The sequence below is a fragment of the Bacillus sp. FSL R9-9530 genome, assembly GCF_038008145.1.
Lineage (GTDB): Bacteria > Bacillota > Bacilli > Bacillales > Bacillaceae_G > Bacillus_A > Bacillus_A mycoides.
In genome coordinates this window covers 28,144-54,611 of record NZ_JBBOYO010000002.1, presented here as the reverse complement: position 1 = coordinate 54,611, position 26,468 = coordinate 28,144, and the positions used below count along the sequence as shown (strand labels likewise).

The 26,468-nt window shown below is 32.0% G+C and carries 25 protein-coding genes and 1 pseudogene; 8 read left to right on the top strand and 18 right to left on the bottom strand.

Annotation, left to right across the window (positions count from 1 at the left end):
• Positions 1-432 precede the first annotated feature (432 nt).
• From MKX66_RS28045 to MKX66_RS28035, 3 genes and pseudogenes are all read left to right on the top strand, one after another.
• Complete coding sequence (locus MKX66_RS28045; RefSeq protein ID WP_341087739.1) at positions 433-1,719, top strand: peptidoglycan-binding protein; 1,287 nt, start codon at positions 433-435, stop codon at positions 1,717-1,719.
• Between the two features lie 171 nt (positions 1,720-1,890).
• Positions 1,891-2,355 carry a peptidase M56 gene (locus MKX66_RS28040; protein ID WP_326997561.1) on the top strand — a complete coding sequence of 155 codons (465 nt, stop codon included), beginning with the start codon at positions 1,891-1,893 and terminating at the stop codon, positions 2,353-2,355.
• An 89-nt stretch (positions 2,356-2,444) separates the two neighbouring features.
• Positions 2,445-2,633 (top strand): annotated as a pseudogene (locus tag MKX66_RS28035) (MerR family transcriptional regulator); the annotation flags it as partial.
• 1,119 nt (positions 2,634-3,752) lie between these two features.
• Here the strand turns inward: MKX66_RS28035 and xerS are convergent.
• Positions 3,753-4,829 carry a tyrosine recombinase XerS gene (gene xerS, locus MKX66_RS28030; protein WP_341087735.1) on the bottom strand — a complete coding sequence of 359 codons (1,077 nt, stop codon included), beginning with the start codon at positions 4,827-4,829 and terminating at the stop codon, positions 3,753-3,755.
• A 1,498-nt stretch (positions 4,830-6,327) separates the two neighbouring features.
• Here xerS and MKX66_RS28025 point away from each other — a divergent pair.
• Positions 6,328-6,465, top strand: a complete 138-nt coding sequence (locus MKX66_RS28025) for a DUF3956 domain-containing protein (RefSeq protein WP_113769897.1) — start codon at positions 6,328-6,330, stop codon at positions 6,463-6,465.
• Between the two features lie 42 nt (positions 6,466-6,507).
• On the opposite strand, the gene MKX66_RS28020 is transcribed toward MKX66_RS28025, so the two are convergent.
• The 6 genes from MKX66_RS28020 to MKX66_RS27995 form a co-directional block, all read right to left on the bottom strand.
• Positions 6,508-6,825 carry a hypothetical protein gene (locus MKX66_RS28020; RefSeq protein ID WP_341087733.1) on the bottom strand — a complete coding sequence of 106 codons (318 nt, stop codon included), beginning with the start codon at positions 6,823-6,825 and terminating at the stop codon, positions 6,508-6,510.
• A gap of 309 nt (positions 6,826-7,134) precedes the next feature.
• Positions 7,135-7,332 carry a hypothetical protein gene (locus MKX66_RS28015; RefSeq protein ID WP_113769899.1) on the bottom strand — a complete coding sequence of 66 codons (198 nt, stop codon included), beginning with the start codon at positions 7,330-7,332 and terminating at the stop codon, positions 7,135-7,137.
• Between the two features lie 1,045 nt (positions 7,333-8,377).
• A complete protein-coding gene (locus MKX66_RS28010) occupies positions 8,378-8,746 on the bottom strand; it encodes an ArpU family phage packaging/lysis transcriptional regulator (RefSeq protein ID WP_326996925.1) in 369 nt (122 codons plus the stop codon).
• A 137-nt stretch (positions 8,747-8,883) separates the two neighbouring features.
• The gene (locus MKX66_RS28005) at positions 8,884-9,477 is read right to left on the bottom strand and encodes a Holliday junction resolvase RecU (protein ID WP_326996949.1); all 594 of its coding nucleotides are present in this window, start codon (positions 9,475-9,477) and stop codon (positions 8,884-8,886) included.
• A 96-nt stretch (positions 9,478-9,573) separates the two neighbouring features.
• The gene (locus MKX66_RS28000; protein ID WP_341087732.1) at positions 9,574-10,215 is read right to left on the bottom strand and encodes a hypothetical protein; all 642 of its coding nucleotides are present in this window, start codon (positions 10,213-10,215) and stop codon (positions 9,574-9,576) included.
• A 487-nt stretch (positions 10,216-10,702) separates the two neighbouring features.
• On the bottom strand, positions 10,703-11,143 hold the full coding sequence (locus MKX66_RS27995) for a hypothetical protein (RefSeq protein WP_113769903.1): 441 nt from the start codon (positions 11,141-11,143) through the stop codon (positions 10,703-10,705).
• A 635-nt stretch (positions 11,144-11,778) separates the two neighbouring features.
• On the opposite strand from MKX66_RS27995, the gene MKX66_RS27990 reads away from it, so the two are divergent.
• From MKX66_RS27990 to MKX66_RS27980, 3 genes are all read left to right on the top strand, one after another.
• Positions 11,779-12,012 carry a CGEA protein gene (locus tag MKX66_RS27990; RefSeq protein ID WP_113769904.1) on the top strand — a complete coding sequence of 78 codons (234 nt, stop codon included), beginning with the start codon at positions 11,779-11,781 and terminating at the stop codon, positions 12,010-12,012.
• 219 nt (positions 12,013-12,231) lie between these two features.
• Positions 12,232-12,477 carry a CGEA protein gene (locus MKX66_RS27985; protein WP_341087726.1) on the top strand — a complete coding sequence of 82 codons (246 nt, stop codon included), beginning with the start codon at positions 12,232-12,234 and terminating at the stop codon, positions 12,475-12,477.
• 31 nt (positions 12,478-12,508) lie between these two features.
• Positions 12,509-13,486, top strand: coding sequence for a CgeB family protein (locus MKX66_RS27980; RefSeq protein WP_326996923.1), 978 nt, complete (start codon positions 12,509-12,511; stop codon positions 13,484-13,486).
• 506 nt (positions 13,487-13,992) lie between these two features.
• On the opposite strand, the gene pseI is transcribed toward MKX66_RS27980, so the two are convergent.
• Genes pseI through MKX66_RS27935 form a run of 9 tightly spaced genes read right to left on the bottom strand, consistent with a single transcriptional unit; the run spans position 13,993 to position 23,130 of the window.
• On the bottom strand, positions 13,993-15,042 hold the full coding sequence (gene pseI / locus MKX66_RS27975) for a pseudaminic acid synthase (protein ID WP_326996922.1): 1,050 nt from the start codon (positions 15,040-15,042) through the stop codon (positions 13,993-13,995).
• On the bottom strand, positions 15,035-15,595 hold the full coding sequence (pseH, locus tag MKX66_RS27970; RefSeq protein ID WP_326996921.1) for a UDP-4-amino-4,6-dideoxy-N-acetyl-beta-L-altrosamine N-acetyltransferase: 561 nt from the start codon (positions 15,593-15,595) through the stop codon (positions 15,035-15,037). The genes pseI and pseH overlap by 8 nt, the downstream gene beginning before the upstream one ends.
• A gap of 1 nt (position 15,596) precedes the next feature.
• On the bottom strand, positions 15,597-16,697 hold the full coding sequence (gene pseG / locus MKX66_RS27965) for a UDP-2,4-diacetamido-2,4,6-trideoxy-beta-L-altropyranose hydrolase (protein ID WP_326996920.1): 1,101 nt from the start codon (positions 16,695-16,697) through the stop codon (positions 15,597-15,599).
• A gap of 24 nt (positions 16,698-16,721) precedes the next feature.
• The gene (locus tag MKX66_RS27960) at positions 16,722-17,711 is read right to left on the bottom strand and encodes a cytidylyltransferase domain-containing protein (RefSeq protein ID WP_326996919.1); all 990 of its coding nucleotides are present in this window, start codon (positions 17,709-17,711) and stop codon (positions 16,722-16,724) included.
• A 21-nt stretch (positions 17,712-17,732) separates the two neighbouring features.
• A complete protein-coding gene (gene pseC / locus MKX66_RS27955) occupies positions 17,733-18,938 on the bottom strand; it encodes a UDP-4-amino-4,6-dideoxy-N-acetyl-beta-L-altrosamine transaminase (protein WP_326996918.1) in 1,206 nt (401 codons plus the stop codon).
• Positions 18,938-19,900 carry a dTDP-glucose 4,6-dehydratase gene (locus tag MKX66_RS27950; protein WP_326996917.1) on the bottom strand — a complete coding sequence of 321 codons (963 nt, stop codon included), beginning with the start codon at positions 19,898-19,900 and terminating at the stop codon, positions 18,938-18,940. Before MKX66_RS27950 ends, pseC begins: the two co-directional genes overlap by 1 nt.
• Positions 19,897-20,922: an SDR family NAD(P)-dependent oxidoreductase gene (locus MKX66_RS27945; RefSeq protein WP_326996916.1), complete on the bottom strand. Its 1,026-nt coding sequence runs from the start codon at positions 20,920-20,922 to the stop codon at positions 19,897-19,899. The genes MKX66_RS27950 and MKX66_RS27945 overlap by 4 nt, the downstream gene beginning before the upstream one ends.
• 32 nt (positions 20,923-20,954) lie before the next feature.
• Positions 20,955-22,358 (bottom strand): CDP-glycerol glycerophosphotransferase family protein, encoded by a 1,404-nt coding sequence (locus tag MKX66_RS27940; protein ID WP_341087715.1) that lies wholly within the window; start codon positions 22,356-22,358, stop codon positions 20,955-20,957.
• A gap of 4 nt (positions 22,359-22,362) precedes the next feature.
• Entirely contained in the window at positions 22,363-23,130 is a 768-nt protein-coding gene (locus MKX66_RS27935) for a glycosyltransferase family 2 protein (RefSeq protein ID WP_326996915.1), read from the bottom strand.
• 412 nt (positions 23,131-23,542) lie between these two features.
• On the opposite strand from MKX66_RS27935, the gene MKX66_RS27930 reads away from it, so the two are divergent.
• Positions 23,543-24,832, top strand: a complete 1,290-nt coding sequence (locus MKX66_RS27930) for a glycosyltransferase family 2 protein (protein ID WP_326996914.1) — start codon at positions 23,543-23,545, stop codon at positions 24,830-24,832.
• A 200-nt stretch (positions 24,833-25,032) separates the two neighbouring features.
• Here the strand turns inward: MKX66_RS27930 and MKX66_RS27925 are convergent, their stop codons facing one another.
• Entirely contained in the window at positions 25,033-25,767 is a 735-nt protein-coding gene (locus MKX66_RS27925) for a thioesterase II family protein (RefSeq protein WP_326996913.1), read from the bottom strand.
• Positions 25,768-25,783: 16 nt separating this feature from the next.
• Positions 25,784-26,458, bottom strand: coding sequence for a 4'-phosphopantetheinyl transferase family protein (locus MKX66_RS27920; protein WP_412097844.1), 675 nt, complete (start codon positions 26,456-26,458; stop codon positions 25,784-25,786).
• Between the last annotated feature and the right edge of the window lie 10 nt (positions 26,459-26,468).

Sequence of the window (26,468 nt, the reverse complement as noted above, 5' to 3'; positions counted from 1 at the left end):
GATGAAGCTATAAAAAAAGTCCTGTGTGTATAGGGACTTTTTTATTTATAGGAACGTATTATCTATCAGTTCAATTATATCCGTTGTAGCATTTGTGATGGTTTGTTTATTATGGTTGGTAGTCAGGAACGAGGATTCTTGCTAATAAGTCAACCGGGGATCGGTTATATAGTTGTTCAAAAGATTCCATTGTTTATGGGATTACTTGTTGAGATTGCTAAAGCAATTTAGTCCTATATAGATGGGCTTATTTTTTAAAAATCAGGCTTATATATTGTAGGCAAGTGCGTATACACATAAAGTAAGTATTCATAGAAATATCCAAAGATAGTATCTATTTCTTAGGGGAAGGTGTCGCTAATATTTAACTAATATGAATAAGTCTTGAGGATTATATCACATACGAAATAAAAATATATGGGTGATGATTATATGTACAATGAATATAATGTATTTGATAGGCAGACTACTGGTACATTAAATGTATTTTCATTTGTAGGAGAGCAAGCGAAACCGATTACTGGGGCAAAAGTTTCTGTTATGGATGTAAACGGAAACGTGATTACTAGACTACAAACGGATAAATCTGGTCAAACACAAACAATAAAATTACCAGCTCCTAAAAAAAGTCTTTCCTTATCTCCTGTTGGTGTTATTCCATATGCTAAGTACAATGTGAAAGTTGAATCAGAAGGACATGTCACTTCAGAAATTAAAGGGGTTCAAGTTTTTGCAGACATTGAGTCTACACAGCCTGTTCAACTTACTGAGTTGGGTCAAACCAGAAATCGTCAAATACAGGAAATTACCATTTCAGACCATGCGTTGTTAGGTAAAGTGCCAAAATTATCTGAGGAACAAATTCAAAAGGAAGTAATACAAGAAATGGTTCCGCATGCGTATCATTTAATAGATAATATACCCAAAATTCCTAGCCATGTTATTGTTCATGATGGACATCCAAATAACAATTCTGCACCTAATTATCGAGTGGATTTTAAAAATTATATTACAAATGTAGCATGTAGTGAAATCTATCCTGGCTGGCCTATTGAGTGTATTAAATCCAATGTCCATTGCATCGTTTCATTTACGTTAAACCGTGTATATACGGAGTTTTATAGAGGGAAAGGAAGGGGATTTACAATCACGTCCTCCACTGCATTTGACCATAAATATACTCATAACACAACTATCTTTTCGACCATTAGCAATGCAGTTAACAATATATTTGACAGATATATTAGCACTTCTGATTCATCACCATTTATACCATTTCTGGCTCAATATTGTGATGGGAAAATGGTGACATGCCCAAACTGGTTATCACAATGGGGAAGTAAACATCTTGCTGATTTAGGAAAAAATGATATGCAAATTTTGCAGCATTATTATGGGTCAAAAATTAATTTATTTAATGCTCCAATAGCGGAAGGTAATCTAGAATCGTTTCCAGGTCAAAATCTACAAATTGGTTCTACAGGAAAATATGTAAATGCTCTCCAACAGTATATAAATAAAATATCGCAAAATTATCCAGAAATAGGGGAAATTACAGTTGACGGCTCATTTGGGCCTGCAACTCAAAAGTCTGTCAAAAAATTTCAATCTATTTTCAAATTACCTCAGACAGGTATCGTAGATTCGGGTACTTGGTATAAGATCTCTGATATTTATGTAGCTGTGATGAAATTCGCTGAAGGTATCCCCCCTAGGTAACCACGATACACTTCCACTTCATTTAGAAATTTTCATTCCTTAAATGAAGGATATACCTATAATCCTTATGTAACTTAAGTGCCGATGTGGATATCTACAGTAAAGGATTGAAAGGAAACAGAGTACTAAAATAAGAGGTTTATTTATTTTAAGCTTGGAGGAAGAACAATAATGCCTTATTATTTTTATCCTTATGGGTTTATCCGTCCATCACCTTCACGCCAAAAACTCTATTTAAACTCTGATTACAATATAAAATTTTATTATCCTGAATATTGGATGAAAATGGCTGGTTATGAGGAGCGTTATGGATTTCAAATGGAATTTTTTCAAATATCACTCCTCTCTGATAATAGCTTATCGCTTGATCAAATCACCCAACAAGAAGCATTTCACCAAATAAGGCCCTATGGTTCTCAACCTTCTATAAAAAATATAAATGTCCAAGGGCAATCAGCACGTCTAATTTTGCCATCATCTGATCAGCCGCATGAAATGATGAAACAAGCCGCTATAATTGTTACTTATCCAACTCCAATTCAGTTATCAGGAAGAAAATATGAATACTTTATATTGTGGGCAGATACGTCTCACATTCAGATGATTATTCAAAGCCTACAGTTTTTAAAACAATAGTAATTGACGGTCCTATACTATAGGGCTTTTTTCTTTGCAGGAATTTCCCAATATCATGGAGTATTGTCATCAGGAGATGTTGGTACGCTATGACGGATGAAATAGTGTAATCTGCTAGTAAAGTAAACAAACCACTAGGGATAAGTGATAGAACCCTTAGAAAGTACATGGAAGTATTACAGCGTGAGGGATTCACTGTAAAGAAAGATAATCGTGGCAGACGCCGATATACAGACAATGACATTATGGTGATTGAAAAATTAATTGAACTGAGTAAGATATTTATAGGAATGCATAGGAGTTGCAAGGTATTTTAAAATAGTTTGAATTTGTTGCGGGAGATGTTTATAACTTAGAAACAATAATTCAATAACCAGTGGTATTATGTACGAAATCCAATGGTTTAATATTTTAACATTAAATACCAAGGAGAGGGGGACATAAATAATTAATAGTATAATCAATGTATAGTGGACTTGCTTATCTAACTTTTTCCAGTTCATTGCGTGCTGGAATGGTTTAACAATAGTGACAAAAATCAAAATGTAAGCCATAAGAGATGGAAGTATAAATGGAAAGACCATAAGAAAGTAATTAAGTAAATCATTCATTTCAATTTTAATGAGAGAAAGAGAATTTAGTTTGTAATAACTGTGATATCCATATTTAAAAAGAGCAGTGAATGAATAAGTTAAAGCAGTTAATAAAAGGACCACAATGGCAGCTTGTGTTAAAAATATAGAAGATTGATTCTTTTCTTTTTCACTCCTTTTGAAAGACGTACGATCAAATTTTCTTGTTTTAAAAGGTAATGTTGAATGTTTATGTTGTAACCTATTTTTCAAAATGATTCCTCCGCTAAGTTATTTTTTATATATATATTAAGTTTTAATGATTAATTTAGTCAAACCTGAACTACATATTTTTGAACCAAAATTAGGTCCAATTATTTCTAATCATAGTTGTAATAGATAAATAATGATAAGAATTTTACAGAATAAGCGCAATTCAGTTGAGAATTTGCTTTTATATAACAAGAAATATAGATTTTTAAATTAGTAATTTTATAATGTTCATTCGGTTTAAGCCCAATTGAAATGAAAAATATGTAAAGGGCTAATAGTCTATTGATATATGTTTTTCGTTAAGAAGAGGAGAGATATGTATTAGAATGTTTAATTTTACATTAAATCCGTGTTTAACGTAACCAACAATTGTAGGAATCTAAAATTTTCATTTATATCCATCAAGAAAGAGTCTTTATATACCAATTATAGAAGGATTCAAATTATGTATTTTTTACATAATAAAATCAAATTTAAAACGAATAATAAATAGCGTTTAAATCTAAAGTATATAAAGGAATAAAAGTTCAACAATGCAAAATTGCTGAACTTTTATTCCTTATTCTTTCCTATTCTGCCTAAACTATCTTTAATAGTTGTTTCTCCAAGTTGTGTATATAGCAAAGCTGTATCTTGACTCGTATGCCCAAGTTGCTGCATCACTTGTAACGAGTCTTTTTCTTCCATATATAATTTATTTGCCAATGTATGTCTTAATTTATGAGGAGACATTCTTTTACCGTAGGCCTTAGTATATTTTTCTACGATATCTTGGATAGCCCTAACCGAAAGAGGCTGTGCAGTATGTTTATACTTCGATAAGAATACATTTTTTAATTCTTTCCCTGGAGCATATTTTTTATCTCTAATTTCCATATAATTTTCAAGATCATTCAATGCAATTGGGGTAATCCATACAGAATCTTCTTTGTTTCCTTTTCGTATTACATCAATTAGCCTTTCTTTTAAGTTTATATCTTCCATACGAAGATCGGCCAATTCACTTACACGAATACCACTACCAAGAAAGAGGGAAAGAATAGCTACATCACGATCTTTATCTCTTAGGAAATAGAACAACTGATGTTTTGTTAAAGATTTTTCATGTTCGTACTTAATGTAATTCAAAAACTCTTGATCGTCATCATTATGAAATATTTTAGATCTCATACGTTTTGCACGGGCATTTAATGTTTCCTTATCTTTATGTATTTCAATTTTAGCCATTACATTTCTATAAAAATAACATTCTCCATCATCATTCTCTGATAGGGAGGTAAGGTACTTAAATAAAGACTTTAAGGCTGAAATTTTTCTGTTAACAGAGGAATTCTGCATATTTTGTTGTAGTTTTAAAAACCTCATAAAATTCTCAACATCTTTTTTCTTTAAATTCTCCAAATCAGAGAAAGATATGTCTTTAATGAGCTTAAATTCAATAATTTGTTCAGATAATAGCCAATTAAAGAAAACTCTAAAATCATATACATAATTCAGTAGGGTGGAGGGAGAGGCATCATGCAATTCTTTGTACTCCACAAATTCTTCTATGTAAAAAGGCATTTCATTTAAATTCTCGTATAATTTCTTACGATGTACTGATTTTTGACGTTGCTTGCTGTAATCCATAAAAATCACCTCATATATACTATAACAGAAAAAACACACGAACACAAGTTCGCGTTAAATTCAATTTTTACACGAACTTATTTACATAATTAAATTATGGGATACTAAAATTCACTCGAAATTGAATGGGAAAGTGTAGTTATTCTAATAAAAGTTATAGATAACCAAGTGATAAATTTATATTTGGCGATAAAAATTATATATGTATATAAAATTAAACGATTTTCAAATATAAATTCTAACAAAATGAATACATGAACACAGTTTAAAATTCGTTATAAAATGTGAATTGGTTAATTTAATCAAGGTTAATCAGGAGTTAGATAGATCAACACAAGAAAAGCTCTTATAAATTAAAATGTAATTCACTATAAAAATTGTTTATGAGTAATTCAGTATTTGATTATTCTTATATAAAATATGAATTATATGGCGTATACCAATATACTACTATTCATGCATTTGGGCTTGAAATCCCTAGAAACTGTATTTGATTTTTATATAATCGTATTATTGTGCGTAAAATTGGTATTTCGTGCGAAGTTATGCAGTGTATGCTTTTGCACCCCTCTTTCAATTCTTTTATGTTCAATCCAACAGAATGCATTGTTCACTTTTCATCAGTTAGTAATATTTTTTAGTCCCAGATCCATCTGCTTTTATATATCATTTTTGATTGTGCGGTTACTAATAGAGTCCGATCAGCATAAAAAACACATTAAGATAAATTTATGACAAAACAGCTAAGTTAATCCTTTAGGGCTAACTAGGCTGTATTATACTCAAAACTAAGCCGTTTGTAATATCAAAAGAGATTGTTTCTTTTAGTGCTTTTTACGTCAAAAGTGTTCTTTATTGCTCTTATTTTATGTAAAAGTTGAGCCTAATTTAATTCTAATACAGAATTGAAAATATAACTTTGAAATTCTCTTATATGTCTCAATAAGATAAGAATTCTTTTCATTTTGAGACGGAACCCCCTCTAATTTTTACAACTTCTGATAAGATTTCTTATGTAAACAAGGTTTTTGGGAAATATGCCGTCATATCAACGTTTTCGGCACTTTCGAATACTTCCATTTCCAATACCTTTTATACATCGTTGATTTTACGCTATTTCCACCATTAAACTCTCGTTATTTCCTGCATAAACTTCACTTTGTTAACTATCGATATTTTTGTGCGCTTTTTATGTGGAGACTGGTATTTATTTTTGTATATAGCCCCGTAAGGGAAAAACAAAAAGGGCGATTGCTATATGCATTTTAAGTTTGAATTTAACATTTCACCAGAGTTCATTGTAGCTATTGAACAATTGATCGTATCTCTCCACCTAGCAGGGCTCATTTGAATCTTGCTTTTTTTTTCGTTCGTTGTGTTCGTTTGTTTTGTTAGCACATGGTAAATCTATCAATTCTATTAAATCCATCAATTTAACTATTACATATTATTATTTGATTCATATACTGTAGTAGATTACTAGAAAGGAGGCGTAGTCATGACAAGTTGCGTTCTATTCATAAATGGCCAACCTTTTTTAGTTGTCTCAGTTGCTGGGATTGAAATTGCTAGATTAGAGATTTCTCTTCAAGTAGCATTAACTTTAATAGCGTTAGGAATTCCGATTTGTGCGTAATTAATCGAGTTCGGTTCCAAAAGAGGGCTTCGGCTCTCTTTTTTATTTATCCTTATCTTCCCTTAACAACAAATAAGACGCTAAATCGATCACGGCAGCGCCTACGATAATTGCTAATCCACGTAGAATTCCTGAGAACGCAAAACCTGCAATACGAATTCCTGGAGCATATCTATGCTCTAAATCTTCATTGTACGTTTTCTTATAATACGCTAGTTTAGAATCAATATTATATTTGTCGTTAATAATTACTTCATCGCTAGGAAATCCATCCATTTCAATCTGAACAGCTACATACTCTGCTCCTTCATTTACGGATTCATTAAAACACTTTTCTAATTCTTCTAATGTTACACCCATCATTAACCTCCATTTTATACAAAATAAAAGAGCACCCATAATCGATAGGTGCTCAAATATATGAAGTGGGGCTACCCCATACTCTAATATATGCTTGTCCTTTTCAAAAAGTGCAAGCGAAAAAGAGCAATTCCCAGTTCAAGTGCTCTCTCGTAAAATGTATAGGTTAACACATATTGGAAAGACCTTACTATGCCATTATATGATGTTCAATTCCAAATAATACCTAAGGACACCTTTAAAAATATTTATTGTGTAATCTCTATATAACAAAGAAAAAAGCACCCATTTTGGATGCTTTTTTTGTATTTAATCCTTCTTCTCTTTTACCACTAAAGAGAATACATTGTCCAAATTAACCATACGATCTCCAAATCTGAAGAATCTAGCTTCTCTTGCTTGTATAGAATTTTCTATAGCAGCAACTGTTACTGTCTTTTTATACTCAATTTCAAATTGGTGTTGTTTACCATCGACTGCTTCTATGCTTATTATAAATTTTTTCATTTACTTATTCCCCACCTCTCCCAATCTATCTATTCGACAGAAAAGAAGAATATCCTACAAAACAAAAAGCCACCACCGAAGTGACAGCTCCTGAAGGGGGAAGAGAGCGAACAAATGGCAATAAGTATCTCTTCAAGCCTCTGGTATTCTAGATACTCTCAGGCTTCTCCAAATCACCGCATCAACTAATATGGCTACACGCCCTGTGTCGGTGACTGGGAGAAGACTAAGAATCTTCTCGTTTATACTCCGTAGAGTCGGTATTTTAGGTCAGGTACACGATGTACCTGACCTAAAACTCTCTTTCAACATACAGTTTCCTATATGCTCAAAGAGAGCTATGGGGTAACTCTCTCATTTACACAAAGGGTATCTTTTAATTTATAAGACGCATATATTTATTCCGGCGCCTTATTTGAACTAACGTATTTTCAAGGGGACGGATGGGAGAATCTGCTGCGTTAGCTCAAAAAAAGAGCGGAAGCTCTTTGCCCTCGTTTGGTCATTAATAAAGATCGTGAGTAATTACTAATGAGCAATTGAAGCAATGTAATGATAAAGATCTAATTTATTCGTATTTCTTTTTAGAAACGCGATGTTCATTCAATCATGAACAACCACCCCATTTCCATTTTCAAGAACGACATTAACAAAGAATAGAAAGGCATTATATTCACTATCAACCCAGAGGACGCATTCCGAGTTGAATGATAAATATAATAGAAACAGTATGACGAATGCAAGTATATTACACCCGCCACACTGGAATATGTCATAGTTATACATTCATTGGTCTTTTCGTCCGTCAGAGTGCTCTTACCTCATCGCCCCACATTAGACATCCATCGCAACAGAGTGCACTGCATTAATGCCTACTTACATTTCAGCAATTAATACTTGCGGATATATCCTTGGGAGCATTCTTCCGCAGGATGCCAGCACCGGAAGGGATTGTGTTCCCCTTGTGATACTAACTTTACCGTTTATCCCAACCTCAAAAACCACTCAAAAAATACGCAAAAACTATGCATTTTCTCTGCCATTTTTAAATAATCCCAAGTGCTGTAGCAACCAGTTTAATTGCACTTTTCTTCTTCGTATAAAAATACGAGTTACTTATCATCAGTTCATTCTGTACAAACGAATCCTTTACAGATTTATTAGTTAAGAACTTCATTGAAATGATACTTCTTTCATCATCATCTAAAATATCATCTGGTACTTTCTCAATCTGTCTTACTTTAAATTGGCTCATAGTCTTCGAATTACGCAACTCCGGAAACAGACTGATTCCTTCCTGTTCCACTTCATTATTGAATCGCATCTTTAATGTACCGTATTCCTTTAATATGCTGACTACTTCCTTTTGCACTTTATTGTCATCGATTGCTGGTAATAAAGATAATTGTTCCATGAAGGAATTCCCCTATTTCGAATTTGTAATTTTAACATCACATAAGGTACGTAAAATTTTAATATCTCATTGTTGAATAAGGGAACGACGGTTAGTAAGTAGCCCCCACCATCTACTCGCCGTCGTTCCGCTATCCATTAAGCCTTTAATAACTTTCGTTTCTTGTTGTTCATCTTCTCTTTCGCTGCTTCAATGTTATTTGTAATCCTTGCATGGTCCTGATCTAACTGAATCATTCCCTCTAACACCCCTGGAATTAATCCTGTCTCATCGATGTATTGTAAGTAATCAACTGGTGCTCTTTCTGTTCGTTCCACTAAGTATCCATAAATATCAAAGTCTGCTCTTGATATAGACTTCTTACCATCCGGTTGATGAGAAACCCTTACATAAGATTGAACAACTGATGCTGGTACCAAGAATACTGTTTGGTCCTTACTAAACTCTATAAGGAAGAAACACACTGCTCCCATCTTCTCTGCTTTCTCCAAGTAATCTAATTGGTGCTGTGCAATGTTACTTAAATCGAATCGCGTAAGACTCTGTGTTGATTTCGCTTCAAATGCTACAGCTTGTCCTTTATACACACCGTCATAGTTCACTGTACTTTTAGCTTCATAGAAACCAATTAATACATGGTCACCTGTGCTTTTTAACACCTTCACAGGAATCGGACGCTTGTTTATAAGCGCCACTCCCTCGCGTTGATACATTTCATTCGATAGATTAATAAATTACTCATTACTTATTTTATTCTTACTTTACACACACGAGGCTTAAACATTAGTTATAGAAGTAATTCGCAAAAATAGCTCTTACAATTTTAATTAAGACCAGATCCATCTATCATCATTATTTTCAACTGTATTTTTTACTACCTGAACTTTCTCAATATTATCAGTTGTATTCCAGTTAATAGATGTTCCTCCCCAACCAACATATTTCATATCAATTTTGACAGTATCATCTGTTTTAAATGTTTGTCCTTTTGTTAAGTAAACTTCAATGCTAGCTTTTTTTCCATTTACCGAAGGATATTGAACAATCACATAGTCTGTAGGATCTTCTATCTCATCTTCCATCTTTCCTACTTTAGATACTTCACCAATTACATAATCAGGTGAACCGTCTTCTTTCATGTGCATGCCTAACTTGAATGATGTATTTTCAACTGAATTTGCAATCATATATTCAGTGAAATTACGCATCATAGCTCCAGTAGCTTTTACTTCATTTCCTACTTTAACATTCGAAAGTGATTCTACATAAATACTAATAGGTTCTTCAAATTGATTAGATTTCACAACAATCACACCACTATTAATATCTACTACACGCCCTTCAATCGTTGATAAATTCGATTCAACAGAAGCAGCACTCGCTTTTGTTGCTTCTAAACCTGGTAAATTCATTCCTGACAATGCTGCGATACCTAAAGCACCTGCTAAGATTATTTTTTTCATACCCATTTTATAACATCTCCATTCTTGATGAATTCATTTTATAGATTGAATGCAACCAACATGTAACTATTATAGTTACAACTTAATTGCATATCAACTATATTTCTCATGCAATCTTGCATACTATATTTTTAACACTTTAATATCTATTCCATTCCTTATTCCAATGTCCCGCCACAATTAGCGATGAAAAGACAAAATTGTATTTATAAGTGGTTGGAAGCATATCTCCTTCTATGTATTAGTAGTAAAACGAGCACTCTTTCACTATGAATAAGAGTGCTCGTTTTTTCTTTTATGGATAATTCTCGAATCGATATAGTCTCTCCTAGTAAGCGAAAATTAAATCAACTTCTTTGAAATGTCCATTTTATTCAATAAAAAGTAGGCTTACCCACTTAATATCAAACGATTAAATCCACCTCCAACGGTTAGATGTGCCCTAAAAATTAGAGGTGGATGTAGTTTATTTTATAAAACAGCTTTTAAAAATTTAATTCAAAGAGTTTACCGCAACTTGGAATTGTCCTGTAGATCCATCATCATTTGAAACGTAAATTTTATATGTTCCCACCGGTAATGGAGATAACGCATTCCGCACATTTGTAACATTAACTTTTTGTTCTCCCGGTTTTATATAACCACCAATGATTGGTTCTTTATTTGGACCTTTTACGCTATATCCCATTTTATTTTGACCATTATTTTTTATAAAAAAGCTTAAATCTGTACTCCCCGTATATACAAAAGAGGTTACAGCTTCTCCAGTATAATCCATTGTTTGAGTTAATAATAAGTCTGTAGGAACATGTTTAATGACATTGATTGCATCATTTGATTTCTGTACTTCTTCAGCATATGCACTATTCCCTAACATGCCAAATGTTAATGCTGAAATTACTCCACAACTAACTATTAATTTATTTAACTTCATTTTAAGTTCCCCCTTGATGTTTGTATTACACTACCATCATACATTCTTTTTAACTGGAGATTTTATGTAATGATTCATATCTTTTAAATTATATATATTAACGTTTTATTTTGGTCATTATTGAGAAGGATTATTAGGTTAGTACTTTCTTATAAATGATATAAACATTCTTATTTGGATAAAGGACATTCCTGTTTCTCATTCCATATAGATATGATTTATCAAGTTATTTTAGATAAACCATGTACTTAATAATCGTATGGATAGCAAATCGTACTTTCAAAAAGAAATATTTAACTGTTTTCGGCGCATCTTCTCGAAAATTTCTCAACTAATACATTCACATAGGTAAAAATCACAGGGGTATTTTTACAAAAATAAAAAGACCTTGTAAATCACAAAGTCTTTTTTCTTACACAAAATTTATAACTTGTATATTAGTATTACTTAAATTCCTTCACCAGGCTCTGTATTAGCAGGCGCTCCTCCATTATGTCTATGCTTCTTCTAGTTTTGGAGTAGGTGTGTCTTCTACGTTATAAAATAGTCCAAACATTCCATATTGTTACTACATATACTATAAAATGTTTGGACTATTTTATATAAATTAAAACTTACAGTTAGGAAGGTTTAATATGGCAGAATGTACAGGTTTAGCTTGTTTTTTATTCTCTTCGTGGCCATTAGGAACAGTTGTTACAATTACCACTAAATCAGGACAAATTATTGGACCGGCCACTTTTTCACTTTTCTTCCCGAATATTTGTGCGGTTGTATTAGTTGAAGAAGATGTGATAACCCCCTCTTCTACCAATACTATATTCATAAGTTGTGAAGATATTGAAAGTGTTACTTTAACCACCCCTTAAGATGATTCGCATTCGATCCATAGTAAAGACATTCTAATGAATGTCTTTTTTCATGAAAAAATCTAATCAATATACCCCCAAAAGTATTATTCTATTGTATCTATCATTCCAATAACTGGCTTTAATTTACTTTTTATTTTCCTTCTAAAGGTTACTTGTCTACACAACATTCTACATACTTTCATATGATATAGTATATTGTTCAAAGGAGGGATAAATTTGTTCTTATGCAATTTATTTCGTTGTTCAGGTGGAGCATGTCATATTTTTAAACATTTACCATCTGGTGAAGTTGTTACTGTGACTGGTAAATCTGGAAATATTATTGGACCCGCTATTTTTACAAATTTTGATCCTAATAATTGTATAGTCACATTAGAAGAGGAAAATTCAGTTACTCCTCCTACTACAAGTATCACTAAAATCAGTTGTAAAGAAATAGAAAGTATTACGTTTATCATATAAAATATTTTAAACCTAAAGCAGGGATTGAAATATGAAACTATTATACATTACTTCTGGTTACTCAAAAATTTACCATTATCTTGATCAAAGCATACAGAGTACACTTATCGATCAAAATTTTGAATGGTTAGCAGTACAGCCATGGGAATTGATAGAGAAATTGGATTTCATTACGGCAACGTTTCATCCTGATATTGTTTTCACCTTACTAGGTAATCATATACCACAAAAAGCAATTCAATATTTAAAAAATAGGAACATTAAATTAGCTGTATGGTTAACTGAGGACCCATTTTATATAGATACTTCTCTTCTTCAATTAAATAACTTTGATTTTATATTTACTATTGATAGCGAAGCACTTAAATATTATACAAGTTTAGGATATACCAATGTATATCACTTACCATTAGCAACTAATATAGATATATTTAAACCTGGTCTAAAAAATTCAACATATAAAAGCGAAGTATTGTTCATTGGATATCCTTATCCAACCCGAGTAAAATTGATACAGTTTCTATTGGAAAAAACCTCTTATCACTATACAATAATTGGTCAACATTGGAGAAATAAGTTATTTAAAAAATGGCGGAATCACCGAAGAATTAAGATTATAGAAGAATGGATTCCACCTCAAGAAGTTGCATTCTATTATAATAACGCTAGTCTTATATTAAATCCTCATCGTAGTTATCTATTTCCACAGAATAAAAATAAAAATAGAGTAAAAAGTAATACCATTAATAATCGTACGTTTGATATCGCAGCTTGCCAAGGCTTTCAAATTATTGAAGAAAAATCTGACCTTTCATCTTTCTTCAATAAAGATGAAATTATATCCTATAACAGCTTTGATGACTGTTTAAATAAAATATCTTTTCATTTAAATGATACGATTCTCAAGGGATTAATGGTCGAAAAAATTCATACAAAAGTAATTACACAGCATACTTTTCATGAGAGAATCAATTTTATAACGGCTATTTTACAATCACAACTTCATTAAGTTAGTGAACTACTCACCACTTAGCAGACGCTTGAAGTGGGAGCTTCTTGGGAAATAAGTGCTTTTTACTAGCCATTTATGTTTACCAAGCTAATAGGGTAGTCCCTCCCCTTAAAAATAGTATTTGTACGTTGGGCACATCTAGGCTACTTACTCTGCTTGATTTTCGCATATTTCAGTAGCGTAGGACGATAGAACGTTGAAGACTTTACGTTGTAGACGAATTTCCTACAACAACCTTATATCTTCAGTTCTAAAAGAGCAATCTGTACAAGTATATGATAGCAAATATGTTGCTTACGCCAACCGAAATGCATCTCCCGCCTGCCGTTGGGCTATCGCCTTGCACACGCTTGAGGAAGGAAAATTCTATCGGGAAGAGCGGTTAAATTAAAAATATCTTTTCTTCTATAATCATTCTGAATAAATTAAAATGCCTTTTCAATTTCTTGAATAGGCATTTTAATTTATTCAACGAATCCCTAGTAGTATCTAATTGTACTCTATCAAATAAGATCCCACGAAACAGGCGTTCCTTTTTCAATATCCTTATTCGCTTTCTTTCCGATAATTTTGGATAGGTGTTTTGGTAATAAGCCATTACCTGGTCTAATAGCTTTAATATTTTCAATCGTGAAAACTTCTCCCGCTTTTATGTTTTCTACAACATATAATGACCTTCTAAATTTCAAAGAATCTTTTTCTAAATCAGTAGGTCCATAATATACATTCCCTAAAGATTCCCATGCTTTTTCAGTTTCCCTTACTAATAATTTAAATTCAGCAGGTTCCATTGAAAATTCAGCGTCAACTCCTCCGTCAGACCTCGAAAGCGTTAAATGTTTCTCAATTACTGTTGCTCCCAAAGCAACACTTGCTACAGATACTCCTACCCCAAGTGTATGATCAGACAAACCTACTTCACATTTAAATAACTCCTTCATATGAGGTATGGTAGCTATATTTGTAGATTTTGGAGATGCAGGATACGTACTTGTACATTTTAATAGAATTAATTCTTTACATCCCTCTTCTCTCGCAGCTCTTACTGTTTCATCTAATTCAGCAATCGAGGCCATACCTGTCGAAATGATTATTGGTTTTCCTGTCGCTGCTACTTTACGTATGAGGGGAATATCAGTATTTTCAAAAGATGCGATTTTATAACAAGAAACATTCAATGATTCTAGAAAATCTACAGCAGTTTCATCAAATGGCGTACTAAATGGTATCATTCCTAATTCTGTACAGCGATCAAAAATTGGTTTATGCCACTCCCATGGTGTATATGCTTCTTTATATAAATGATAAAGTGATTTACCTTTCCATAAGCTTTTCGTATCCTGAATTAAAAAGTCACCAGTTTCTATATTTAAAGTCATTGTATCAGGTGTATATGTTTGAATTTTGAATCCTTGTGCTCCAGCCTCTGCAGCTGCCTCTACAATTTGTAGTGCTCTATCTAATGATTGATTATGATTGCCCGACATTTCTGCGATAATAAATGGCGGCGAGTTATGGCCAATCTCTCTATCGCTAATATATATATTACTCATATTTTTCACCTTCAAGTTCTTTTTTTATTGCTTCTTTCCTTTCCATCCATTGTTCATGCAACAGGGTCATTGTAATGACGTCGATATATTTATTATCCCTGAAAATATGGTTCACATATCTTCCATCTTCTTGGAAGCCGAGTTTCTGATGAAAGTTTAAACTAATACGATTTGATTCTAATATTTCTGCACATACCTTTTGTATGCCATTTGTTTCAAAAATAAAGTCTAATGCTACTATACCTAATACAGTTCCAGCACGCCTTACGCTTTGTTTGTCACCTATATAAAATCCCCAATAACAAGTTCGATTCATTTTATTTATCTTTGTAAAATTAATAAACCCAATAGGTTTTTCTTTATATATCAATATTCTTGCAATCTTTGTGTCATCAAACTTTAGTCTTTCAAACCAGTTAAAGTGTTCGTCTATTGTTATTTTATGATTTTCGTACATAATAGAACGAATTTCTTCTGTATTCCTCCACTTTAAAATAAGATTTAAATCTTTCTTTTCTATACATTCCAAATGGAAATCTTCAATATTTAACATACTATCCTCCTAAAATAATTTTTGCTATTTCATCCGAATTACTGGCACACTTTATGGCAAGAGCTTTATTAGACATTTCTCTCACTTTATCTGAATCTGTTAAAAGTTTGTTTAGACATTTCGTGATGGTTTCATCTGAAACACTTTCAGCTGTACCGATATTCCATGTAGCTCCAGCCTCTGCCACAGCTTTGGTTACTTCTATTTGATTTTGTGCAGTTGTAATTGTTATAGAAGGTAATCCAAGAAAACAGCGCTCCCATGTTGTTGTGCCCCCAGCTCCTATCCCTAAATCCGCTCGTATCATAAACTCTTCCATATTCTCTATTTGACAATAAAATGAAACGTTTGAAATGCTCCTGCAATAAGATTGAATATCTTTTTTATGAGGATTTTGGCTTCCTACAACCACATCTATTTTTAAAGTACCACTATTTATATTTTGTATAGCCCTTAACGTTTTTAATGTCTCATTTGTTACATCGTGTCCACCAAAAAATATAAAAATATGTTCAATCGTACCCGTTCTTTTTCGCAAAAATTTCTTAGCAGAATGGAACTCTGGCCGTAATATGGCATATTTAGGTCCTAATTTTACTAAAGAGTGCTCTGGTATTAATTCTTTATAGCGTTCATTAAGGCTTTCGTATAGATTTTGATCTAGTAACAATTCACAATCATGTACTCGATCTGCAAGATCATCAATTACCATAATCTTTTTTACAGTTTTTCTTAAAACAGTCTCCCACTTTTTATCTAAACCATAATGATCAATTATTAGCCAATCAAATTGGGGGAGTTGAGACAAAATGTCATTGGTTTGTTGTGCATCAACAAACCAATGACATTTTAGCCAATTCAAATAACTCCCATATACTGTACTTGAGAATTCAGTATTTTCATCATTTCTATCTAATAAAAATACGTGGAATCCCTTACTTAAAATATATTGCTGAAGATCACCTTGAAGCCTACGACAAATGAAATAAATTTGAGCACCTTTATTCTGTAACTCCTGAGCCAGTGTTAAACAACGCATAATATGGCCGGTACCTATTTCAATAGATGCATCCGCGCGAAAGACAATTTTTTTCTCAAGCAAGTTACTCCCTCCTCGTTAAAAGTACTACAATTTATTGATTGATAATTTTGTTTCTCTATTTAGCTCATCTACTAATGATTGTTGATTTGCCCATTTTAATTTCACATGACTATTGATTTGAATGAGTTCAGGGTTTCGAAGGATGTAATCTTTTATTTGGTGAAAATATATAGGTTTGGTTTTTACATTAAGATTTTTATAAAGTTCATTGAACAAATCTAAATCTGGTTGTTCATCTAATGTTAACCTCCAAGAAGGATAACAAAATGGAGGGGGGAGTTTTACTATATTGACCCGGAATAAATGAGGATTATTTATAAAATAAAATGGAAGGTATTCTGTATAGGTTAAGGTTTTCGGGGTTTGTAGCAATCGTTCGATTGCTTCTAATGTGAAAATATCGCCTGCTGTTCCGACAGGTAACGTACTTAACTGTGCTTGTGTATAATCTGTTCCACTTTTCAAATGTTGATCCAGTAAATAACTATTGATTTCTGGTGATACAACAGGGCAATCTCCTGTAATCCGTATAACAATGTTTGCATTTTCTTGTTTTGCAGCTTTGAGTATGCGATCTGCGGTATTTTCCGGATCACCTCTGAAAATTTTAATCTTCCCATCTAAATCAAAATTATCTAAAGGATCATCTTGTGTTACATCTGAAGTAGCAAGTATGACTGGGTGTCCTCCTGGGATAGCTAATGCATTTATAAGACATCGTTCTATAGAGGGCACTCCATGTATTGGCAATATTGCTTTTAAAGGCAACCTTGTAGATTTTAATCGGCAAAGTACGATAATTGCTACTTTCGGAGGTTCAATACTCTCTTTTGTTAATGGAGTTCCTGCTTGCAAATTATATAACGCTACTTGAGGTAATAATTTCTCGGACTCAAGCAGGGTAAGTGCATTTTCAACGATACCTAGTTTCATATCTATTTTATCAGTTGTAAGGATTTCCCCTTTTCTAATATCCACTTTTGTTACTGCTCTTAGCAACTTTTTATTTGACAATTTTCATAACACCCCTTTCATTTAATATTTAGCTACTCTATAAAAAGAAAGAACTTTTCTCACTGCTTTTATTACATCCCATACATCAGCTTCAGTCATTTTAGGAAATAGAGGAAGCGTAATAATTTCCTCATATAAATCTTCTGCTTGTGGACAAAGGTTCTTTTCATAACCTAACTTTTGATAAAACGGTTGTAAATGTACCGGTATATAGTGCACATTCACACCAATATTTTCTTTTTGTAAAGCATCATAAATTTCTTTCCGATCACACTTCAATAATTTAGTATTTAACCGAATAATATAAAGGTGCCAACTTGAGAGAGTATGAGGTAATTGCTTTGGTATGATGATTTCAGATAGACTACTAAATTCTTTATTATATATGTCTACATATTTCTTTCGAATTTTAATGAATGAATCTAATTTACTTAACTGTGATAAGCCAAGAGCAGCCTGTATATCAGTCATCCTGTAGTTGTAACCCAAAAATTGCATTTCATAATACCAAGGCCCATGATTATCAAGAAGTTTTTGAGGATTCCTTTCAATTCCATGTGTACGAAATTGAACAAGCTTTTCATAAAGCAAAGTATTATTTGTAGTAATTATTCCACCCTCTCCTGTTGTAATATGTTTCACAGGATGAAAGCTAAACATTGTCATATCACCAATTGAACCAATCTTTTGGTTTTTATAAGTGGCTCCTAATGCATGCGCTGCATCTTCAATGATAATCAAGTTATTTTCATTTGCTATTTTTTTTATTGTATCTAATTCTACAGGCTGCCCAGTAAAGTGTACGGGAATAATAGCCTTTGTTTTGTTTGTAATCTTTTCCTCTATAGACTTAGTACTGATATTGTATGTTTCATAGTCTATATCAGCGAAAACTGGCTTTCCACCCTGGTATAAAATACAATTTGCACTTGCTACAAATGTCATTGAAGTTGTAATTACCTCGTCTCCCTCTGTGATGCCAGCTGCATAGCAGGCAGCATGCAAAGCCGCTGTACCATTTGAAAAAGAAACTGCGTATTTTGCCCCAACGTATTTCGCTATAGCCTTCTCAAACTGTTGAATCGTTGGTCCTGTCGTTAAAAAATCTCCTTTTAATACATCTACGACTGCCTGAATATCATGTTCATCAATTTGTTGTTGACCATATGGCAAATATATTTCTCTTACAGGCTTTCCCCCATGTATACCGAGAATTTCCCTGACCATCATTCTTTCTCCTTAGGGTTAATTTTTAAAGATTTAATCCACTCTTCCGTTTTAATAATTCCTTCTTCTAAAGAAACTTTCGGTTCCCAATTTAATATTGTTTTTGCTTTTTTATAGTTACATAATAATTTTTGAATTTCACTTTGTGGATGAATATGAGTTACATGTTTAATACTTAATTTATTTCCCGAAATCAATTCTGCTAATTTATTAATTGATATATCTTGTCCTGTTCCTGCGTTAATAATATGACCATTTGCTTTTGAAGAATAGCCTGCTATCACAACGAAATCTGCACAATCTTCAACGTATAAAAGGTCTCTCGTTTGTTTCCCATCTCCATAAATATTTAGTGGTACATTATCTAACTTATTATTTATAAAAATGGCAACAACCCCACCTTCACCTCCGGTTTTCTGGAATGGTCCGTACGTATTAAACGGACGAATAACCACAACTGGTAGTTTATAAGCATAATAGTAAGATAAAACCATGTTTTCAGCAGCAATTTTTGATCCAGCATATGGAGACGCTGGTTTAATCGGGTCCAATTCTGATATTCCTTGTATTTTAGTAGCTTTATCATAGACCATACAAGTACTCATAAAGACCATTTTTGCATTATGCTTATGACATTGTTCTAACAAATTAAAAGTACCTATTGTATCGTTTTCAAAAGTCGTTCTAGCATCATCTATACTATCTTGAACATTAATACTTGCTGCTAAGTGATAACAAAGATCAAATGAATGATTTTTAAATAATTGGTCAACCAATTTTTTATCTTTAATATCTCCTTGTATACATTGCTTCAAGTTTAAATCATGAACGAACTCGATAATATTTGCTGTAGTTGAATTCGCTAAATTGTCTAATATCCATACTTCATGCTTATCTTGCAATAATCGATTTACAACCCACCTACCAATAAATCCTGCACCACCAGTTACTAATATTTTCATAGTTTCTCCCCTCCTGTTAGTAATTGCTGTTTTATAATTAAATTTCTCAGCTCTTCTTTTGAAATCGCATCTTGATAATCTGAGCGGTAAAATCCTGGCTTCGCTCTTTTAGCATTTTCATATTGAGCACCCTTTTTTAATGGACTTGGAATAATAAACATATCTGGTAATTCAAAAGCCTGTAACGATTCATCATGTGTCATAAGTTCTTCATACATTTTTTCACCAGGTTTTAATCCAATCTCTTCAACCGTAATGCTATCCTTGGACAAACTATACAACTTTGTAACTTCTTCTATCATCACTTCACTTAAATCCTTTAATGAGATAACTGGCATTTTTAATATAAAGGTTTCACCGCCCTTTGCTATTTTCATTGCTTCAATTGTTAACATTGTTGCCTGTTTCAGTGTCATCATAAATCTGCTCATACTTAGATCTGTTACAGTTATTTTTTTATTTTCTTTGATTTGATTTTGAAATAAAGGAATGACAGAACCTCTGGATCCCATAACATTTCCGAAACGGACACTTGCAAATATTGTTTCACTAGATCCTTTTGAATATTCCGCTGATGTTATCAATCTTTCAGCTGTTAGTTTTGTTGCACCGTAATTATTTGTTGGTGAAATTGCTTTATCAGAGCTTGTGAAAATTACCTTTTTTACTTTCTGGGCAATTGCTGCTTTTATTACATTTTGAGTTCCAAAAATGTTGGTCAATACCGCTTCAAACGGATTATATTCACAAAATGAAACATGCTTCATCGCCGCAACATGGAACACATAATCAATATTTTCCATTGCACTATATAGTCGATCATAATTTCGAATATCCCCAATTAAATAGCGAATATTTTTATTTTCACTCCTGAACTCTTCTTGTAATAAAAATTGATTATATTCACTTCTACTAAAAACTCTTATAACTTTTGGCTGTCCCTCTAAAACATTAGAAAGAATGCTTTTTCCAATTGTTCCTGTTCCACCAATAATTAAAACGGCTTTATTTTTAAAAAACATAGATATAAATACCTCCTTTTTTAAAATACTGTTTATCCTTGTGCGCTTTGAATTAAGCCTTGCAACCTTTTGGTGCTTACTTCTTGTGGATAATTTTCACTAATAAATTGTTGTCTTAATTCTTTTGCTAGACTTGACTGCAAAGAATCGTTTAAGACTTTTTCAATCGTGCACACCATATCTTCAATAGAGTGATTTACAAGCCAATCTAATTTATCATAATATTTATAATCTCTATCCTCTAATAACGATTTATAAACAACTACAGGTATATCTAATAACATTGCCTCTAACCCTACTGTTGAATTAGAAATAACCACAAGATTCGCATGTAAAATAACATCATACATGTTCACTTCATTTGTTATATATTTAACATTAGGATATACGTTACTTAACCGAACATATTCTCCCACTAGGTTACGCCCTTTTTCCCAAGGATGAGGCTTTATAATAACTGTGATATTTTTGTCTTTCACTAATTTTTCTGTCAATTCGATATAGAATGAAGTTTTAAATGGCTGTGTTGCAATAAAAACCACTTTTGTAGAGGGGTCTATTTTTAATTGTTTACAAAGATTCTTTTTATCCATATATGCCCTATCGAAGATGTCATCATATCTGGGATGTCCTATAATCTCAATTTGAGATTCACTGACCCCTTTTTGAAGGTACCAACCTCGTTCATATTTTCCATATACGACCTGTTTTGTAGCGAAAACTGGAAAGTATGCTTCTTCACCCATTATCGCACCATGCTGAAGACAATAACTCGGTATCCCTTCGCTTTTAGAGAGAAAAGTAAGAGCTCTGCTTGCTATATCCTCCGTTGTACCAACAATCACATCAGAAATAACTTGTTCTTTAAAAATGAAATATGCCATATTAAGTTTCTCTATCATAATAGGGAGGTCACTGAGTAATTTTTTTTGAAAAAACATGTTTGAAAATAGTGGATGTTTATTAAACTGTGAATAGATTTTTTTAGCCTTTTCGATGAAAACATGTGCAGTATTAGGGGCTTTATTTATATAATCTGGTGCACAAATTGTAGGAAGACCATAAAGTTCTGTCTTTTTTGATCTAGTTAATATCTTTGTATGATTTGGATTAAAGTGAGTAAAATTACTTAATGAAAAACGGAGATAATCTGAATTCAGGAGAATCGCTCCATTTTGATTTATTCTTTTTATCTTCGATTGAAATGAAGACATTCTTTTTTCAAACTCTAACTGCAACTTTGTTTCCTCTATAGGTTCAATTGACAGTTGTTTATAAAAATCTTTTTCTTTCATTTTATTTTTTACATCTTCGTCTAAATATTGATAGAAATTACTCAGTAATGGTAAAGGAACATTATAATGCTTTAATTCAGAAAAAATATCTATATATTCTAGATTTAATAACCAATAATTTTTCAAATAGATGTCACTCAACATTTCACCCTCTTTTTTTTCTTAAGTCTTCTCTTAATTCTTTACACGTTCTTTGTGGTGGTAATAATTGTACAAATTCATTTTTTTCTTCCGCAAATAACTGCGCATGTATTGAAAGTGAAGTAATATAATTGATATCTAAAATTTCATCTAAAGGATAAAAATCCCAATAATGATTTAATCTCCAAAAAAAGCGTGCATCTCCTATACGATAAAACTGAGGATCTTCATCCCAGTAAGAACTCCACCTTTTTTCAAGAATCGGCAAAACAGAGGCTCTATGCATAATAGAACAATGATCAATTGTACATGGAGCATTATTAGTAACTTTTTTGGCAGGTCTTTTAACAGTTTTAATAGGTAAATCTGCCTCATCTAGATGAATCGTTTTTGATGCAGAATAAGTAATTTGAACATCTTTATTCTCATCAAGATAACTAGACATCTTTCTAAGTCGCTCTTTTTCGTATTGATTATCATCTGTAATATAAGTAATATACTCCCCTTTTGCATGTTTAAGTGCCTCATTAATTAAAGCAGCATATCTGACTTTTTTTGTTCGTTCAGAAATATGGGCTACATTACTTTTATAAAAGTGTACATTTTTCTTGTTTATGAATGGTTGAATCACTTTCTGAGTCATTTCGTTAGAATCATCATCCATAATAAAAAGTTCAAAATCTTGGAAAGTTTGGTTTAATACACTTAATATCGATTTTTCTACAAATGTGGGCTTATTATAACTTGTCATAATAACTGTAATTTTAGGCAAATATTACTCTCCTCCTTATCATTAAATACAAAACAGTTACGTTATTATATAAGCAGAAAGGACGAACCGTTCCTATAATTTTAAAAAAGATTTATATATATATGAAAAGATAAAGTAGTAATCTTATTTGCCCTTGCATCTTTCGTATAATCCGCTATAGTCCATACCATATCTATGAAAAGGTAATAAACTATTCAAGCGCAAAAATGGAAGGTATCAATGAAAGATTATAATCATTTATTAGGTTTCACTTCAAAAAGCGCATTAACTTTTTATAAATAAGAACAGCTAACTCAAAAGATTCGATTAATAAAAGCATTTATTACAATCCAGCCATTGTATTTTATTAAATTCAATAGCTATTCAATGATAATTAATAAATGATTCAGATTATTAGGAAGAGGTGACGACTTTGAAACCCCTAATTTCAATTATCCTTACTAGCTATAATAAGCCTTCTTTAATTAATCAAGTTATTGAAAGTGTTCAAATGCAAACTTTGAATGAATGGGAACTTTTTATTATGGATGATAACTCATGTCCAGATACTATAAATATCATAAAAAAGTATTTAGATGACCCTAGAATTTATTATAAGAATAGTTTTATTCAAGATAATGAGAGATACAAAACCACAAGATATGCAACGCTCATCAATGAGGCACTTCCATTAACACGCGGAGATTATATTTGCTATTTAACTGACGATACTTTGTACGTTCCAAATAGATTAGCTGAAATGTTATCTTTCTTACAAAATAGTCCTGAAATAGATGTGGTGTATTCTTCTCAGCACGTAAAATGTGTTGATTATAATCTACAACCTACTCATGAATATGTAAGGAAGGCCTCGGAAATTTTATATACAGCTGCAAATGTTGTGGATCACTGTTCAGTTATGCATACAAGAAGAATTTTATTAAAGGTTTATCAAAAATACAGTAATTATTGGGAGACCGATCCTCTATATTGGTTTAATGGAGATGCAATGTTTTGGAAACGTCTAAATACATTCCAACCTTTCTATCCTATTAACAAAGTGCTCGATATTACCTTCAAAACACCTTTTTCCTTCCAAAATCTATATGCCAACCTCCCATCTAAAGATTTAAATGGTATATTGCTTAGAAATTCACAAGGTGACGTATTTTTAGTTGATAATTATAAACGTAGGCCCCTATCAAAAGAAATGCTTTCTTACTTCAAATATAATCAAAATCAAATTGTCCCAATTCCTGAACCATTTATTTACAAATATACAGAAGGACCACCTATAACTCTTACAGAACCCATACCAAATTTACGTGTTGTAAAAAATGAAAAAGGAGAATTATTCTATATAGAAAATAATCAAAAACGTCCATTTATTAACACGATAGCATTTCGCAAATTTAAATTTTCAGTTCAAGAAATTATTAAAGTTTCGCAACGTATTTTAGCTGAATTTTCAGACGGACCACCTATTTATCCGAATTTATCTAATTACACGATTCTACCTGAAGGGAAAGTATTTATCTATCATCACAATTATTTCATTATGACAGATCGCATGCTTCACCCAATAGATAAAGACATGTTACAAAAACTATATCTATTAAAGAACTGTATACCGATTTCAAAAACCAGCTTATCCTACTTTAAAATTGGTCCTCCTATTTCATCATATCCATCTCACTTAGCTGAAGAGTACCAAAAAGACTGACAAACGAGAATTGTGCCAAGAAGAACTATCCTACAAAAAAACAAAAGACAATAAATCATCCTATCAAATAATTAACCAAAATAAAAAAGAAAACTTCACCCCCTGGTGAAGTCCACCTAAAATAAAGCTAGGTACCTAAGTTATTTGGAATGTCATCATAATCTGTTATTGAGAGTTCGTGAAAATTCCTATAGCTCTATTCAATTATTATATTCAACATAAATTGAAGATCTTTGAGAATCGAACTTTCTTGTAATTATGCTTACTATTTCTTCTATATTTTCATGTAGAAAGAAATGCTGACCTTCAAAGGAATGGAATGTACACATTTTATTTGTGTATTGCTCCCATTTTTTCACCTCTTCATATATAGTAAATTCATCGTCTTTTCCATTTAAAATCAGAAAATCAACATCACATGCTTTCATGTTGTAGTCATGTATATATGTCTCCACGATTTTAAAATCAGCTCTTAGAATAGGGAGAAAAATCCCCAATAATTCTTCTGATTGAAACACCTTTGACGATGTACCACCCATAACAATAACTTCATTTTTGAATTGTTCATCGGGTAGGTTATGTCGAATATTTTTCATCTTACTATTAGGATGATTTCTACCGGACAAAACAAGAAATTCAGGCAATACATTATTAGAATCCTGTATTTTTCTAGCTAATTCATAGGCGATCAAACTTCCCATGCTATGCCCATATAAAATATAGGGCGAATTATCTAGTTGCTTAACTATACTATTGTAGACATCATTTACAGCCTCTTCCATACTCTGGTACAGGCTTTCTTCAATTCTATATCCTCTACCAGCTAACTCTATTGGGATTACTTCAATATGTGGATTAAAGTGATTTTTCCATTTCGAGTAACTAAACGCAGAGCCCCCAGCATGTGGAAAGCAAAAAAGTTTAATCTTTTTCATAGATTTTCTCCTTATTTTAAAATTTGTTTATATTTTGGCCAATTGTATAAATGTCTTTAATTATTATCCCATTCGGTAATTCATCACGTGTTGCACAAGCAGATATCTTATAATTTGGCTCAATATTATATTGTCTAAAGTAAAAGTTTTGGGTTATATTCTTGTATGAAATTAAGGTTCGTGACTCTTTTTTTACAGTGAATGAATTTAACGGGATATAAAGTCCTTTACCAATCGTTTTTATATAGCTTTCTTTTAATGTCCATAAATCAAAAAAATAATTGATTTGTTCATCAGAATTCATATTAGATAAATCATAAAATTCTTCCTCTGAAAAAAATTCATTTGCTAATTTAAGAGCCTCTATGTCTGAAACTCTTTCAATATCAATACCTACATTAGAATTAGCAGTGGCACAGACCACCCATTCTCCTGAATGCGAAATATTAAAGTGAAAGTCAGAAAAATTTTGAACAAAAGGTTTTCCGTACTCATTATATATAAATTTAATTTCTTCATTATTAATTTTATATTTTTGGCAAATTAGGGAACGGATTAATAAATCTCCTATCAAAGTCCTATTAATATCACATAAATTTAATAAACGCTTCATTCGTTCTCTCTTCTCATTTGAAATCAAGTTACTAAATTGATTAAACAAATGATTTTCAATATTCTTTGGTATTTTCACAGCATGAATT

Excerpts from the sequence above, each read along its gene's own strand:
- MKX66_RS28045 (WP_341087739.1), top strand. The coding sequence starts at position 433 with ATGTACAATGAATATAATGTATTTGATAGGCAGACTACTGGTACATTA.
- MKX66_RS28040 (WP_326997561.1), top strand. The coding sequence starts at position 1,891 with ATGCCTTATTATTTTTATCCTTATGGGTTTATCCGTCCATCACCTTCA.
- xerS (WP_341087735.1), bottom strand. The coding sequence starts at position 4,829 with ATGGATTACAGCAAGCAACGTCAAAAATCAGTACATCGTAAGAAATTA.
- MKX66_RS28025 (WP_113769897.1), top strand. The coding sequence starts at position 6,328 with ATGACAAGTTGCGTTCTATTCATAAATGGCCAACCTTTTTTAGTTGTC.
- MKX66_RS28020 (WP_341087733.1), bottom strand. The coding sequence starts at position 6,825 with ATGGGTGTAACATTAGAAGAATTAGAAAAGTGTTTTAATGAATCCGTA.
- MKX66_RS28015 (WP_113769899.1), bottom strand. The coding sequence starts at position 7,332 with ATGAAAAAATTTATAATAAGCATAGAAGCAGTCGATGGTAAACAACAC.
- MKX66_RS28010 (WP_326996925.1), bottom strand. The coding sequence starts at position 8,746 with ATGGAACAATTATCTTTATTACCAGCAATCGATGACAATAAAGTGCAA.
- MKX66_RS28000 (WP_341087732.1), bottom strand. The coding sequence starts at position 10,215 with ATGGGTATGAAAAAAATAATCTTAGCAGGTGCTTTAGGTATCGCAGCA.
- MKX66_RS27995 (WP_113769903.1), bottom strand. The coding sequence starts at position 11,143 with ATGAAGTTAAATAAATTAATAGTTAGTTGTGGAGTAATTTCAGCATTA.
- MKX66_RS27990 (WP_113769904.1), top strand. The coding sequence starts at position 11,779 with ATGGCAGAATGTACAGGTTTAGCTTGTTTTTTATTCTCTTCGTGGCCA.
- MKX66_RS27980 (WP_326996923.1), top strand. The coding sequence starts at position 12,509 with ATGAAACTATTATACATTACTTCTGGTTACTCAAAAATTTACCATTAT.
- pseI (WP_326996922.1), bottom strand. The coding sequence starts at position 15,042 with ATGAGTAATATATATATTAGCGATAGAGAGATTGGCCATAACTCGCCG.
- pseH (WP_326996921.1), bottom strand. The coding sequence starts at position 15,595 with ATGTTAAATATTGAAGATTTCCATTTGGAATGTATAGAAAAGAAAGAT.
- pseC (WP_326996918.1), bottom strand. The coding sequence starts at position 18,938 with ATGGTCAGGGAAATTCTCGGTATACATGGGGGAAAGCCTGTAAGAGAA.
- MKX66_RS27950 (WP_326996917.1), bottom strand. The coding sequence starts at position 19,900 with ATGAAAATATTAGTAACTGGTGGTGCAGGATTTATTGGTAGGTGGGTT.
- MKX66_RS27945 (WP_326996916.1), bottom strand. The coding sequence starts at position 20,922 with ATGTTTTTTAAAAATAAAGCCGTTTTAATTATTGGTGGAACAGGAACA.
- MKX66_RS27925 (WP_326996913.1), bottom strand. The coding sequence starts at position 25,767 with ATGAAAAAGATTAAACTTTTTTGCTTTCCACATGCTGGGGGCTCTGCG.